The organism is Streptomyces sp. NPDC057099, from assembly GCF_042671245.1.
GTDB lineage: Bacteria > Actinomycetota > Actinomycetes > Streptomycetales > Streptomycetaceae > Streptomyces > Streptomyces purpurascens.
The window spans coordinates 105,681-119,797 of the sequence record NZ_JBHUTX010000001.1 but is presented as its reverse complement, the minus strand read 5'-3'; the positions used below and the strand labels follow the sequence as shown (position 1 = coordinate 119,797).

Here is a 14,117-nt window from a genome sequence, read left to right as displayed (position 1 = left end):
TCAGGCCTCCTGGGGCTGTGCGGTGAACTCGGTCTCGGCGGAGGTGAGGTCGAAGTAGGCCTGCTCCAAGGTGCCCTCCTCGGCCGCGAGTTCCAGGACCGGTACGCCCGCGGCGGAGGCGATGCGGCCGATGTCGTCCACGCGTGCGTGGTGCACGGTCCAGTGGCCGTCCGCGTGCTCCTCGGCCTCGTGGCCGTGCCCGGCGAGGGCGCTCTTGAGCGCGACGGGGTCGCTCGTGCGGATCCGTACGCGCGGCCGCACGCGTGCGTGGATGAAGTCCCGCATCGGGGTGTCGGCCAGCAGCCGGCCCCGGCCGAGGACGACGAGGTGGTCCGCGAAGGACGCGGTCTCGTTCATCAGATGGCTGGAGACCAGGACCGTCCGCCCCTCCCCCGCGAGCCGGCGCAGCAACTGCCGGATCCACACGATGCCTTCGGGATCGAGGCCGTTGGACGGCTCGTCCAGCATGACCACCTCGGGATCGCCCAGCAGGGCGGCGGCGATGCCGAGTCGCTGGCGCATGCCCAGGGAGTACGTCCGTACGCGGTGCCGGGCCACCGACGCCAGGCCGGTTTCCTCCAGCATCTCGTCGACCCGCCGGTCCGGGATGCGGTTGCTCGCGGCCAGGACACGGAGGTGGTCGCGGGCGGTACGGGAGCCGTGCGCGGCCTGGGCGTCGAGCAGGGCGCCGACGTGGCGCAGGGGTTCGCGCAGGGTCGGGTAGGCGCGTCCTTCGATGGTCGCCGAACCGGCGGTCGGCCGGTCGAGGCCGAGCACCAGCCGCATGGTGGTGGACTTTCCGGCGCCGTTGGGGCCGAGGAAGCCGGTGACGCGGCCGGGCAGCACGCGGAACGTGAGGTCGTCGACGGCGCGCTTGGTGCCGAACTCCTTGGTGAGGGACTGGACGTCGATGCTGGTCATGGCAACAGCCTGGCCGGTCGTGCGGGGTGCGGGCCTCCCCCGGCGGTGGAGACCGCCTCCCCCGTGCGGGGGAAGTCCGTTGTCAGTGGTGGCTGGCACGATGACGCAATGGTCCGCATGCTGCGCCCGCTTACCCGGTCGGTGACGTACAAGCGGTGGCTGCACATGATGGTGGCCATCGTGTGGTCGTCGCTGTGGCTGTTCGTCGACGAGGCGGTGTGGACCCAGGTCACGGCCGCCGTGCTGCTCGGACTGGCGGGCCTCGTGCCCATCACACGGGTCGTGGAGGGGTTTCAGGCCAGGCTGCTGCTGATCGGCAACCGGCAGGACAGGGCGAGCGAGGAGATCGTGACCACCCCGTCGGTCACGTGGGCGGACCGCGGGCGGACGGTGGTGTGGCTGGAGGCGCGGCTGTGCATCGGCTGGGTCGTGGCTCACCTCTCCGTCCAATTGCCCCTCTTGGGGGTCGACTTGCTGACGACCGGGCTCGGTCTCGGGCCCTTGGCTGATGGGTTCGTGACCGTCGAGGAGAACCACTGGTGGCACGCCGTGCTCGCACCTGTGCCGTTGGTTCTGTGCCTCGTGATCGTGGTGTGGTCGGGCCACTTCGTCACCGCACTGGCCAAACGGCTCCTCGGACCGTCACCCTCCGAGCGGATGGCGGCGCTGGAGGAACGCACCGAACAACTCCTGGAACGCACGCGTATCGCCCGCGAGTTGCACGACTCCATCGGTCACGCGCTGACCGTCGCCGTCGTGCAGGCCGGGGCGGCGCGGGCGGCCGGCGACCCCGAGTTCACGGACCGGGCGCTGAGCGCCATCGAGGAGACCGGCCGGGCCGCTCTCGAGGACCTGGAGCGGGTGCTCGGCGTCCTGCGCGAGTCGCAGAAGCCCGTGAGCAGCAGACCGACACTGGCGGACGCCGACCGGCTGCTGGAGTCCGCGCGCGCTTCCGGGGCGAAGGTCGACGCCGAGGTGACCGGCCCCGTGGACACCGTGCCGGGGCCGGTGTCCCGGGAGGGCTACCGGATCCTCCAGGAGGCGCTGACCAATGTGCTGCGGCACGCGGGGGCGGTCCCGGCTCAGGTACGTGTCCAGGTCACCGGCGACACCCTCGTCCTCGCGATACGCAACCCGCTGCCCGAGCCGATACCCGGCCCCGGCCCCGGACGCGGCAGCGGCCTGCGCGGCATACGCGAGCGCGCCGCCCTGCTCGGCGGACGGGCCAGAACCGGACCCGACGAAGGTGACTGGCAGGTTCATGTCGAACTCCCGTTGAGTTGATCTACGCTGTCCGGATGCCGGTCACCGTTCTCCTCGTCGACGACGAACCCCTCGTACGCGCGGGGTTGCGGGCCGTGCTGGAGGCACAGCCCGACATCGAGGTGGTCGGGGAGGCCGCGGACGGGGCGGCGGTGATACCGCTCGTGCGGCGGTTGCGGCCCGACGTGGTCGCCATGGACGTACGGATGCCGCTGCTGGACGGGATCGAGGCCACCCGGGCGCTGCTGCGGACGGTCGACGAGCCGCCGCGGATCCTGGTGGTGACGACCTTCGAGAACGACGAGTACGTGTACGAGGCGCTGCGGGCCGGGGCGGACGGGTTTCTGCTCAAGCGGGCCCGGCCGGCGGAGATCGTGCACGCGGTGCGGCTGATCGCCGAGGGCGAGTCGCTGCTGTTCCCGGCCTCGGTGCGGCAGCTCGCCGCCGAATACGGCGACGACGGCGGGAACCGTGCGGCGCGGGCCGTGATGGAGCGGGCCCAGCTGACCGAGCGCGAGGCCGAGGTGCTGCGGCTGATGGCGCGGGGTCTGTCGAACGCCGAGATCGCCGCCGGGCTGGTCGTGGGGACGGAGACCGTGAAGTCGCATGTCAGCGCGGTGCTGGCGAAGTTGGGGGCGCGGGACCGGACCCAGGCGGTGATCGCCGCGTACGAGTCGGGGTTCGTGGCACCGGGCTGATCGGCTGGGGCCGGTGCCGGACCCTCGCCGGGGCGCGCCGCGCCGAGTACGATCCGGCCAACACGCGCGCGACCTGGGAGGACGGACGGTGGGGCGGCTGACCGGCGGGGATCCCTCGCTGCTGCGAAGGATCAATTCCGCGGTGGTGCTGCACGCGCTGCGTGCCACGGACTGCGCGACGCTGACGGAGATCACCCGGGTGACGGGGCTGTCCCGGCCGACCGTCGAGGGCGTCGTCGAGGGGCTCATCGAGGCCGGTCTCGTCGTCGAGAAGGCGGCCGAGGAGGGTGCCGCACGGCGGCAGGGGCGCCCGGCGCGGCGGTTCCGGTTCCGGGCGGAGGCCGGGCATCTGCTGGGTCTGGAGATCGGGGCGCACCGGGTGGCTGCGCTGCTGGCCGACCTGGACGGCCGGGTGATCGGCGCCCAGGCCAAGGACGTGTCCGAGACGGCGGGGGCCGACGAGCGGCTGGAGCGGCTGCGCGGTGCGGTCGCCGAGCTGCTGCGGCGGGCCGGTGTCGCAAGGGGCTCGCTGCGGGCCGTGGGCGTGGCGACGCCCGGGATCGTCGAGGCGGACGGCACGGTACGGCTGGGCACCGCGCTGCCGGGGTGGACGGGACTGCGGCTGGGCGAGCGGCTGAGCAGGTCCTTCAAGTGCCCGGTCCTGGTCGAGAACGACGCCAACGCGGCCGCCGTAGCCGAGCACTGGAAGGGCGCGGCCACCGAGTCGGACGACGTGGTGTTCGTGCTGGCGGGGCTCAGCCCGGGCGCCGGTGCGCTGATCGGGGGGCGGCTGCACCGAGGCTACGGCGGGGCGGCCGGCGAGATCGGCGCGCTGCATCTGCTGGGCCGGGAGGTCACCCCGGAGACCCTGCTCTCCACCACCGACGAACCCCTGCACCCGCTCGACGAGCAGGCCGTCGCCGAGGTCTTCGCACAGGCCCGCGAGGGCGACCAGCGGGCCCTGGCGGCCGTCGACCGCTTCCTCCAGCGCCTGGTCCACGACGTGGCGGCCCTCGTCCTGGCCCTCGACCCGGAACTGGTCGTCATCGGCGGCTGGGCAGCGGGCCTCGACGGAGTCCTGGCCCCCCTCCGCCAAGAACTCTCCCGCTACTGCCTCCGCCCCCCACAGGTCACCCTCTCCCGCCTCGGCGACGCGGCCGTGGCGACCGGCGCCCTACGCCTGGCCCTGGACCACGTGGAGGAGCAACTCTTCGCGGTGGAACAACGCCCTCTCTTTTAGGCAGCGCCCCTTCAGGGGCGCGGGGCTGTGTCGATATGCGGCTCCGCCGCGTGGGCGCGAGCAACCACAACGAACCCGCAGCCCCCGACTCACCACACCCCCACGGCGCAAAGGTTCAGGACGCCCGCTGCTCAGGCCCGTCATGAATCTCCACCCCGCCCGAATCACCGAAGGTCAACCGGCACGTGTCAGCGCGATACGTCGCAACCGACAGCGCAGCCGTACGCCCCTCGGACACAAAACGAGTCGTGACGACAAGGACGGGCGCCCCGGGCAGCCGATCCAGCTCCTTCGCGTCGTCGGCGCCGGCGGAGCCGAGCTCCACCGCGTTCTCCTGCCGCGCCGGCTCCAGTCGCTGCAGCTCACGCAGCACCGCACGCGCGTGTGCCGCTCCGGACGGCGCGTCGATGCCGGAGAGCTCGGGCACCGAGGACCGCGGGATGTAGAGGAGTTCGGCGGCCACCGGCCGGCCGTTCGACACACGGGAGCGGCGCACGACATGGACGGCCTCGTCACGGCCGGTCTCCAGCGCGTCGGCGACGGCCGCCGACGGCACCGCCGCCACGCAGTCGACGGGCTGCCAGGCGTCTTCGGAGCCGCCGGGCCAGGTGTGCGGGCCGGTGCCGAGGGAGACGCCCATGCGCGGCGGGGCGACGGTCGTGCCGACACCGCGGCGGCGCTGCAGCCTGCCTTCCAGTTCGAGCTGCTCCAGGGCCTGGCGGAGCGTGGCGCGGGCGACCCCGAAGCGGGCCGCGAGGTCGCGCTCGTTGGGCAGGATCTCGCCCACCGAGAATTCCGAGTCGAGCGCTTCACTGAGCACGGTCTTGAGATGCCAGTACTTCGGTTCCGGCACCGATTCCAGCTGCGTGGTCCCCACCCTGTCCTCCGCAATCGCCGTGGTCGGCGGCGTTTTCGCGCCCTTGTTTTTTAAAGGTTGTTTCACTTCTCTGCGACCATAGGACGGCCCTGATCCTTGGTCAAGACCAATGGCCGGGAACGTTCACGGGGCGTTCATCCGAGGTCCACGGGGCCACGACGGCACCGGCTACCCGGCGGCCAGCGACCGCAGCTTGTCGGGGTTCCGGATGATGTAGACCGCCTGGACCCGCCCGTCGGCGACGTCGAGCTGGAAGACGGAGTCGGGCCTGTCGCCGGACAGGACCAGCATGGCCGGGCCGCCGTTGAGCTCCAGGAATCGCACGGAGAAGTCCGGGACGCCCTTCTGTGCGGCGCCGATGAGGAAGCGGCCGACATTGTCCGCGGTCCGCAGGACCCGCAGCGGCGCCCGCGCCTTGCCGCCGCTGTCGCCGACGAGACGGACGTCCGGGGCGAGCAGCGCCATGAGTCCTTCGAGGTCGCCCTCGGCCGCGGCGGCGAGGAAGCGTTCGGTGAGGTCGCGGCGCTGGGCGGGGTCGACCTCGTAGCGGGGCCGCCGCTCCTCGACGTGCTTGCGGGCCCGTCCGGCCAGTTGGCGTACCGCCGGTTCGCCGCGGTCGAGCATGACGGCGATGTCGGCGTACGGGAAGCCGAAGGCCTCGCGCAGCACGAACACGGCGCGCTCCAGCGGTGACAGCGACTCCAGGACGACGAGGACGGCGAGGGACACGGAGTCGGCGAGCACGGCCCGCTCGGCGGTGTCCGGCACCCTGTCGCCGAAGTCGGTGACGTACGGCTCGGGCAGCCACGGGCCCACGTACGTCTCCCCGCGGGACTTGATCTGGCGCAGCCGGTCGATGGCGAGGCGGGTCGTGATCCGTACGAGGTAGCCGCGCGGTTCGCGTACCTCACCGCGGTCGCTGCCCGACCAGCGCAGCCAGGCGTCCTGGACCACGTCCTCCGCGTCGGCCACACGGCCCAGCATGCGGTAGGCGACGCCCAGCAGGACGGGGCGGTGCGCTTCGAAGAGGTCGGTCGCCGTCTCGGTGGTCACGGCTCCATCCCAGCCCACGGGTGCGGCCCTGTCCAGGCGGAATCATCCTTTCCCGGACAGAATGGCCGACAGGACGTCGGTGATCGCCGGCGGGTTCCCGGAGGTGGCGATGCGGTACGCGGTGCTGGGCACGGGCGAGGTCGGGCGCACCCTCGGCGGCCGGCTGGTGGAGCTGGGGCACGAGGTGCGGCTCGGCTCGCGCACGAGGGAGAATCCGGCCGCGCTGGAGTGGGCCGCCGCCGCGGGCGCCGGGGCGGACGCGGGGACGTTCGCGGAGGCGGCGGCGTTCGGTGAGGTCGTGGTGAACGCGGTGGGCGGGCGGGTGGCCCTTACGGCGCTGGAGGCGGCGGGGCCGGAGAACCTCGACGGGAAGGTCCTCGTGGACGTCTCCAACCCGCTGGCGTTCGAGGAGGGCGAGCTGCGGCTGTCCCCCGTCGGGTCGGACAGCGTGGGCGAGCAGATCCAGCGGGCGTTTCCGCACGCGCGCGTGGTGAAGACGCTCAACACCGTCAACTGCCGGGTGATGGTGGATCCGGCGCGGGTGCCGGGCGAGCACGACGTGTTCGTCTGCGGGGAGGACGAGGGAGCCAAGGAGCGGGTGACGGCCCTGCTCGGGGAGTTCGGCTGGCCTCGGGAGCGGGTGCTCGACCTCGGTGGGATCCAGGCGGCGCGGGCCGTGGAGATGTGGCTGCCGCTGTGGGTCGGCCTGATGCGGAAGTTCGGGCACGGGGACTTCAACCTGGAGCTGTGCCGGGCCCGTTGAGCGGTCCGCGGCCGTGAAGGCGACGACTTGGGGCTACCCGCCGGTAGCAATTGCTGACAAGCTGTCTACGGCGTCCGTCAGCGAGTACAGCCGAGGAGCACCCCATGTCCGCCACCGTCTCCTTCAAAGTCGCCTCCGCGCACGGCGAGCAGAACGTCACCCTGGCCTACACGCGCCGGGGCAGCGGCGACCCGTTGCTCCTGCTGCACGGCATCGGCCACCACCGGCAGGTGTGGGATCCGGTGATCCCCGCGCTGGCGGCCGAACGGGATGTGATCGCCGTGGACCTGCCCGGGTGCGGCGAGTCGCCTGCGCTGCCGGACGGCATGGCGCACGACCTGCCGACGATGAACACCGTCCTCGTGGCGCTGTGCGAGGCGCTGGAGATCGAACGGCCGCACGTGGCGGGCAACTCGCTGGGCGGCCTGCTCGCCCTGGACCTGGCCCGGGCGCGGCTCGTCCGCTCCGTCACGGCACTGTCCCCGGCCGGATTCTGGAACGAGGCCGAGCGCCGCTACGCCTTCGCGGTGCTGATGACGATGCGGCAGATCGCTCAGCGGATGCCCCTGCCCGTAGTCGAACGGCTGGCCCGTCCCGCGATCGGCCGCACGCTGCTGACGAGCACCATCTACGCCCGCCCGGGCCGCCGTTCGCCCGAGGCCGTGGTCGCCGAGACGCTGGCGCTGGCCCGGGCGCAGGGGTTCTCCGAGACCCTCCGCTCCGGCAGGACCGTGCGGTTCGGCGACGACATCGTGGGCACCCCGGTCACCGTGGCCTGGGGCAGCCGGGACCGGCTCCTCGTCCCCCGCCAGGGCGTGCGGGCCAAGGGCGTCATCCCCGGGGCCCGGCTGGTACGGCTGCCGGGCTGCGGCCACGTCCCGATGAACGACGACCCGGCACTGGTCGCCAGGGTCGTCCTCGACGGCAGCCGCTGACCCGTACCGGGGCTCGCGCGCGGCGAGGAGCCCCTAAGGTCTCCCTTCATGAAGCCACCGCAGAGCGCCCCGGGCACCGGTGCCGCGTCCGCGGCCTGGGAGCTGCTGCTTCCCGCCGCCGCGGCACCGGCACGCACGCGGGGCCGGTCCCTCCAGGCGGCGCTGCGCGAGGCGGTCCGCTCGGGCCGGCTCGCGCCGGGCACCCGGTTGCCGTCCAGCCGGGATCTCGCGGCGGACCTGGGGGTGTCGCGGGGGCTCGTCACGGAGGCGTACGAACAGCTGACGGCCGAGGGCTATCTGCGCAGCGGCCGGGGCGCCGGGACCTGGGTGGGCGCGGCCGCACGGGCCGCCCGGCCGCGGGCGCGCGACCTCGCCCCGCGCTCCCCCGGTGCCCGCGCGGACTTCGTGCCCGGCACGCCGGACCTGTCGCTGTTCCCGCGCTCGGCATGGGCCGCCGCGCAGCGCGATGTCCTGGCGGAACTGCCTCACCAGGACCTGGGATACCCCGATCCGCGCGGGCTGCCCCGGCTGCGGACCGCGCTGGCCGGACTGCTCGCCCGGCGGCGGGGCGTGGTGGCCGACCCGGAGCGGATCGTGGTGGTGTCCGGGGTCGCCCAGGCGACGACCCTGCTCGGTTTCGCGCTGCACGCGCGCGGGGTGCGTGCCGTCGGGGTGGAGGACCCCGGCAGTCCCCAGCACAACGCCCTGTATGCCTCGGCCGGGGTCACCGCCGTGCCGCTGCCCGTGGACGGCGAGGGGATCGCCCTGGAGCCGCTGCGGGCGTCGGGCGTTCGGGCCGTGGTGACGACTCCGGCCCACCAGTTCCCCACCGGCATCGCCTACTCGGCCGACCGCCGGGCCGGGTTGCTGGACTGGGCGCGGGAGGTGGACGGCATCGTCCTGGAGGACGACTACGACGGCGACTTCCGCTACGACCGCGCCCCCGTCGGCGCGCTCCAGGGCCTCGACCCGGACCATGTCGCCTACACGGGCTCCGTCAGCAAGTCCCTCGCCCCGGGACTGCGGCTGGGCTGGCTGCTGGTGCCCGAGTCCTGGGCGGAGGAGATCGTCGAACGCAAGCGCACCATGGACCTCGGACACCCGGCCCTCGACCAGGCCCTGTTCGCCCGGTTCCTGGAACGCGGCGACTACGACCGCCAACTGCGCCGCTGCCAGCGCGCCTACCGCGAGCGGCGTGACGCGCTGGTCGCCGCCCTCACCGAGCACTTCCCCGGTTCTGAGGTGTCCGGGATCGCCGCGGGCCTGCATGTGATCGCCACGCTGCCGGAGCGGTACGGCCCCGAGGAGCGGTTCCTCGCACGCGTGGCGGAGGCCGGGGTGGCGGTGCGCCCACTGTCGTCCTGCGCCCACCCGGGGACCGAGAGCGCCGAGACGAAGAAGGTGCGGCTCGTCCTGGGCTACGCCCATGTGCCGCCCGCCCGGATCGCCGAGGGCGTACGGCTGATGGCACACGCGGCCACCGGGTGATTCCGCCGGGCTCGCCCGTGCGCGCCGGTTCCCCCGCCCCTGGGGTCAGTTGTTCACTTGGGGTTCGTGTGCGCGCTGCGGCGTGCCAGTAGTTGTGGCTCTGCACACTGGCCGGATCCCGTCCCTGGAGGCGTATCCATGTCACACCGTCCGTTCCCCGGGCGCCGTAGCGTCCTGCGGGGCTCCCTCGCCGCGTCGGCGGCCCTGTCCCTGCCCACCGCTCTCGGAGCGGCGCCGGCCTTCGCCCGGTCCGGGCGTCCGAAGGCGGGGTGGGGTGTACAGGCGGGGGACGTGACCTCCGACTCCGGGCTGGTGTGGGTGCGCTCCGACCGGCCCGCCCGGATGATCGTCGAGACGTCGGCGACCGAGTCGTTCCGCAACCCGCGCAGATGGCACGGCCCCCTGCTGGGCCCGGGCACGGACTTCACCGGCACGACCCCGCTGCGCGGACTGCCCTCCGGCGAGCAGATCCACTACCGCGTGCTGCTCACCGACCCGGACGACCCGCGCCGCACCGGCGAGCCGGTCACCGGCAGCTTCCGTACCGCGTCCGGCAAACGCCGCGACGGGGTGCGGTTCGTCTGGTCCGGTGACCAGGCCGGACAGGGCTGGGGCATCAACCCGGACCTCGGCGGCTACCGGATCTACGAGGCGATGGGCGCCCTGGACCCGGACTTCTTCCTCTGCAGCGGCGACAACATCTACGCCGACGGCCCGCTCACCGAGACCGTGGCCCTGCCCGACGGGCGGACCTGGCGGAACATCACCACGGAGGAGAAGGCGAAGGTCGCCGAGACCCTGGCGGAGTTCCGCGGCAACTTCCGCTACAACCTCCTGGACGAGAACCTGCGCGCCTTCAACGCCCGGGTCCCGTCCGTCATCCAGTGGGACGACCACGAGGTCACCAACAACTGGTACCCGGGCGAGATCCTCGGCGACACCCGGTACACCGAGAAGAACGTGGACGTGCTCGCCTCCCGTGCCCGCCAGGCGTTCTCGGAGTACTTCCCCATCTCGACGCTGCGCCGCCCGAGCGGCCGGGTCCACCGCGTGCAGCACCACGGCCCGCTGCTGGACGTCTTCGTCCTGGACATGCGCACCTACCGCAACGCCAACTCGACGGACGACCAGCCCGCCGACGCGCAGGGCATCCTCGGCCGCGAGCAGCTGGAGTGGCTCAAGCGCGAACTGTCCCGCTCCCGGGCGGTGTGGAAGGTGATCGCCTCCGACATGCCGATCGGCCTGGTCGTCCCGGACACCGGCGACGGCAAGCCGAACATCGAGGCCGTCGCGCAGGGTGATCCCGGCAAGCCGCTGGGCCGCGAGCTGCAGATCGCCGAGCTGCTGCGATTCATCAAGCACCGGCGGATCACGGGCACGGTGTGGCTGACGGCCGACGTGCACTACACCTCGGCGCAGCACTACCTGCCGTCGAAGGCCGCCTTCACCGACTTCGAGCCGTTCTGGGAGTTCGTGTCGGGCCCGCTCAACGCCGGTGCCTTCCCGGCGAACACGCTCGACGGCACCTTCGGCCCGGACCGTGTGTTCATCAAGGCGCCGACGACCGCCAACGTCTCGCCCGCCGGCGGCTACCAGTTCTTCGGCGAGGTCGACATCGACGGCGGCAGCGGCGAGCTGACGGTCCGTCTGCGCGAGCAGGACGGCACCGTGCTGTTCACACAGGTGCTCCAGCCGGGCCGGGTCGGCCAGTAGGTGTTTGAAGCGTCGACGAAGGGGGCAAACTGTCCCCTTTACCGGCCAGTCACATGACGTTCGCGATCACGCAACACCGTTCCCTCACAGTGGGTGCATGACGCGAAAAATGACGGAAGCGACGCACCCGAACGACAACTGCCGCCCCGCCGCCCCGATGCAACGGTTCACCACGGCGTTCCGGGCCTGGCGGACACGACGCCACGAGAACGCGCCGCCGACGGACCATACCGAGTCCCCGGCACCGGAGCCGGTGCCGGGGGCGAGCACGCTGTGGCGGATGCGGACCACGGTCCAGGACGAGCCGGGGTCACTGGCGGCGCTGTGCACGGCCCTCGCCGGACAGCGCGTCGACATCCTGAGCCTGCAGACGCATCCACTGGCCGACGGCACGGTGGACGAGTTCCTGCTGCGGGCCCCGGGTGAGCTGCCGGCGTCCGGGATCGCCACAGCCGTCCGGACGGCCGGCGGCACCGACACCTGGATCGAGCGGGCCGACGCCCACGACCTGGTGGACGCGCCGACCAGAGTCCTGGGACTCGCCGCCCGCACCGCCCTGGACGCCGCGGAACTTCCGCTGGCCCTGCGCCAGTTGCTGGGCCGCTGCACGATCCGCTCCCAGCCCGCACCGGCCGGTGGCGAGCCCGTGCCCGGCGGAGTGCCGGTGGAGGGCGCCCTCGACGGCACCGTGCTGCGCCTGCGCGCCCCGGAAGGCGGAGTGATCACCGTGGAGCGGCCGTACCTGCCGTTCACGCCGACCGAGTTCGCCCGGGCCAGGGCCCTGGTGGAACTGGACGCCCGGCTCGGCCCGCGCGTCCCGCACGGCCGGGACGTGCTCACCCTCGCCGAGGGCGCCGACATCACCGTGCGCCGGGCCGACACCCGTGATCTGGAGCCGGCCCGGGCCATGCACGAGCGGTGCTCGGACCGCACGCTGAGGCTGCGCTACCACGGCCCGGTCGGCGATGCCGACCGGTATCTCAACCACCTGCTCAGCCCCCGCTTCGGCCGTACGCTCGCCGTCCAGACCGCGTCCGGGCGGGTGGTCGGGCTCGGGCATCTGCTGTGGGACGGGGACGAGACGGAGGTCGCGCTGATCGTCGAGGACGCGTGGCAGCGGCGGGGTGTGGGGGCCGAGTTGCTGCGCAGGCTGGTGGCGATGGCGGTGGATGCCGGGTGCGCGAGTGTGTATGCCGTGACGCAGGCGTCGAACACGGGCATGGTCGCGGCGATGCGGGGGCTGGGGCTTCCTCTCGACTATCAGGTCGAGGAGGGGACGCTGGTGATCACGGCGCGGCTGGGTGAGCGGGTTGCGGCGCGTGCGGGTGAGTTGGGGAGTGCCTCAGCGCCGTAGGGGCTTTCGTCAGTCGACGGGTGCGGGTGCGCTGTGGCTGGTCGCGCAGTTCCCCGCGCCCCTGAACGCGTCAGCGCACTGTCCAGATCCCTCCACAGGTCCTCGACGTCCTCCAAGCCCACCGACATCCTCAGCAGGCTGTCGCTCACCCCGGCGTCCTGTCGGTCGTCCGCGTCCACGATGCGGTGGCTGATGGACGCCGGGTGCTGGATGAGGGTGTCGACGCTGCCGAGGCTGACGGCGGGGGTGATGAGGCGGACGCCGGCGATGACCTCGTGGGGATCGCCGTGTATCTCGAAGGAGACCATCGCGCCGCCGATGCGCGGGTAGTGCACACGGGCCACTCGCGGGTCGGCGGCCAGGCGGCGGGCGAGTTCGGCGGCGGTGGCGGAGGCGGCCCGGACCCGTACGGGGAGGGTGGACAGCCCGCGCAGCAGCAGATAGCCGGCCAGCGGGTGCAGCACTCCGCCGGTGGCGAACCGTACCTGGCGCAGCCTGCCCGCGAACTCCTCGTCGCAGGCGATCACGCCTGCCAGCACATCTCCGTGTCCGCCGAGGTACTTGGTGGCGCTGTGCAGCACCAGCCGCGCGCCCTGCTCGGCGGGGCGCTGGAGGACCGGGGTGGCGAAGGTGTTGTCCACGAGCAGCGGCACCGAACCGCAGGCGTGCGCGACGGCCCGCAGGTCGACCTCGGCGAGCGTGGGGTTGGCCGGGGACTCCACCAGGACCAGGCCGGTGTCCGGGCGCAGCGCGTCGGCGATTCCGGCCGGGTCGGTCCAGGTCACCTCCGAGCCCAGCAGCCCGGCGGTGAGCAGATGGTCGCTGCATCCGTAGAGGGGACGTACGGCCACCACGTGCCGCAGCCCCATCGAGGCGCGTACCAGCAGGACGGCGCTCAGCGCGGCCATGCCGCTCGCGAACGCGACCGCCGCCTCGGTGCCCTCCAGGCGGGCCAGCGCGGTCTCGAAGCGGCCGACGGTCGGATTGCCCAGCCGTCCGTAGACGGGCGGGCCGTCCGGCTCCGTGCCGGTGGCGGCGAACGCGTCGATCCGGGCCGCCTCGCCGCGGCTGTCGTACGACGGATAGGTGGTGGACAGGTCGATCGGCGGGGCGTGCAGCCCCTGCCGGGCGAGGTCGTCCCGGCCGGCGTGCACGGCCTCGGTGGCGAGTGCTCGCGGGGCGGTGCGTATGTCGTCGCGGGCGCCCAGGGGCGCTGTGCTCATGTCCATGCCCAGGTCCATGGAGGGAAGGGTGAACAGCGACCGGTTCTGTGCGGAAGAAGCCCGTGTTACGTTCGGCCGATGGCCGAATCTGTCGTACTGGACCCGGTGGATCTCCACCTTCTGCGGCTGTTGCAGAACGACGCCCGGGCGACGTACCGGGAGCTCGCCGCGCAGGTCGGCGTGGCACCGTCGACCTGTCTGGACCGGGTGACCCGGCTGCGCCGCTCGGGCGTGATCCTCGGGCACCGGCTGGAACTCGATCCGGCCAAGCTGGGGCGAGGCCTGGAGGCGCTGCTGTCGGTGCAGGTCAGGCCGCACCGGCGCGAGCTGGTGGGGCCGTTCGTGGAGCGGATCCGGGCGCTGCCGGAGTCGCGGACCGTGTTCCACCTGACCGGCCCGGACGACTACCTGGTCCATGTCGCGGTCGCCGACATGGCCGATCTGCAGCGGCTGGTGCTGGACGAGTTCACCTCGCGGCGGGAGGTGGCGCGGGTGGAGACCCGGCTGATCTTCCAGCAGTGGGAGTGCGGACCGCTGCTGCCGCCTTCGCCCTCGGCTCAATCGGGATGACGTGCGCTTCTCGTCGTAC

13 protein-coding genes are annotated in these 14,117 nt (G+C 72.8%); 9 read left to right on the top strand and 4 right to left on the bottom strand.

The window, feature by feature from the left end; genetic code table 11:
• Positions 1-921 carry an ABC transporter ATP-binding protein gene (locus ACFT4A_RS00570; protein WP_382824607.1) on the bottom strand — a complete coding sequence of 307 codons (921 nt, stop codon included), beginning with the start codon at positions 919-921 and terminating at the stop codon, positions 1-3.
• Positions 922-1,029: 108 nt separating this feature from the next.
• On the opposite strand from ACFT4A_RS00570, the gene ACFT4A_RS00565 reads away from it, so the two are divergent.
• From ACFT4A_RS00565 to ACFT4A_RS00555, 3 genes are all read left to right on the top strand, one after another.
• Positions 1,030-2,205: a sensor histidine kinase gene (locus ACFT4A_RS00565; protein ID WP_382824605.1), complete on the top strand. Its 1,176-nt coding sequence runs from the start codon at positions 1,030-1,032 to the stop codon at positions 2,203-2,205.
• A 14-nt stretch (positions 2,206-2,219) separates the two neighbouring features.
• On the top strand, positions 2,220-2,882 hold the full coding sequence (locus tag ACFT4A_RS00560; RefSeq protein ID WP_382824603.1) for a response regulator: 663 nt from the start codon (positions 2,220-2,222) through the stop codon (positions 2,880-2,882).
• Between the two features lie 88 nt (positions 2,883-2,970).
• Positions 2,971-4,122, top strand: coding sequence for an ROK family transcriptional regulator (locus ACFT4A_RS00555; RefSeq protein WP_382824601.1), 1,152 nt, complete (start codon positions 2,971-2,973; stop codon positions 4,120-4,122).
• A gap of 115 nt (positions 4,123-4,237) precedes the next feature.
• Here ACFT4A_RS00555 and ACFT4A_RS00550 read toward each other — a convergent pair whose 3' ends face one another.
• Entirely contained in the window at positions 4,238-4,999 is a 762-nt protein-coding gene (locus ACFT4A_RS00550; protein WP_382824599.1) for a GntR family transcriptional regulator, read from the bottom strand.
• Between the two features lie 168 nt (positions 5,000-5,167).
• Positions 5,168-6,052 carry an RNA polymerase sigma-70 factor gene (locus tag ACFT4A_RS00545; protein WP_382824597.1) on the bottom strand — a complete coding sequence of 295 codons (885 nt, stop codon included), beginning with the start codon at positions 6,050-6,052 and terminating at the stop codon, positions 5,168-5,170.
• A 109-nt stretch (positions 6,053-6,161) separates the two neighbouring features.
• Here ACFT4A_RS00545 and ACFT4A_RS00540 point away from each other — a divergent pair, with 109 nt between their 5' ends.
• From ACFT4A_RS00540 to ACFT4A_RS00520, 5 genes are all read left to right on the top strand, one after another.
• Entirely contained in the window at positions 6,162-6,815 is a 654-nt protein-coding gene (locus ACFT4A_RS00540) for an NADPH-dependent F420 reductase (RefSeq protein WP_382825202.1), read from the top strand.
• Between the two features lie 104 nt (positions 6,816-6,919).
• Complete coding sequence (locus ACFT4A_RS00535; RefSeq protein WP_382824595.1) at positions 6,920-7,750, top strand: alpha/beta fold hydrolase; 831 nt, start codon at positions 6,920-6,922, stop codon at positions 7,748-7,750.
• A gap of 48 nt (positions 7,751-7,798) precedes the next feature.
• Positions 7,799-9,238 (top strand): PLP-dependent aminotransferase family protein, encoded by a 1,440-nt coding sequence (locus ACFT4A_RS00530; protein WP_382824593.1) that lies wholly within the window; start codon positions 7,799-7,801, stop codon positions 9,236-9,238.
• Positions 9,239-9,376: 138 nt separating this feature from the next.
• Positions 9,377-10,951 carry an alkaline phosphatase D family protein gene (locus tag ACFT4A_RS00525; RefSeq protein ID WP_382824592.1) on the top strand — a complete coding sequence of 525 codons (1,575 nt, stop codon included), beginning with the start codon at positions 9,377-9,379 and terminating at the stop codon, positions 10,949-10,951.
• A 109-nt stretch (positions 10,952-11,060) separates the two neighbouring features.
• A complete protein-coding gene (locus ACFT4A_RS00520; RefSeq protein ID WP_382824590.1) occupies positions 11,061-12,305 on the top strand; it encodes a GNAT family N-acetyltransferase in 1,245 nt (414 codons plus the stop codon).
• Here ACFT4A_RS00520 and ACFT4A_RS00515 read toward each other — a convergent pair.
• The gene (locus tag ACFT4A_RS00515) at positions 12,212-13,528 is read right to left on the bottom strand and encodes a trans-sulfuration enzyme family protein (RefSeq protein ID WP_382825200.1); all 1,317 of its coding nucleotides are present in this window, start codon (positions 13,526-13,528) and stop codon (positions 12,212-12,214) included. The two genes, ACFT4A_RS00520 and ACFT4A_RS00515, sit on opposite strands and share 94 nt — an antisense overlap.
• A gap of 78 nt (positions 13,529-13,606) precedes the next feature.
• On the opposite strand from ACFT4A_RS00515, the gene ACFT4A_RS00510 reads away from it, so the two are divergent.
• The gene (locus ACFT4A_RS00510) at positions 13,607-14,098 is read left to right on the top strand and encodes an Lrp/AsnC family transcriptional regulator (RefSeq protein ID WP_382824589.1); all 492 of its coding nucleotides are present in this window, start codon (positions 13,607-13,609) and stop codon (positions 14,096-14,098) included.
• Positions 14,099-14,117 lie beyond the last annotated feature (19 nt).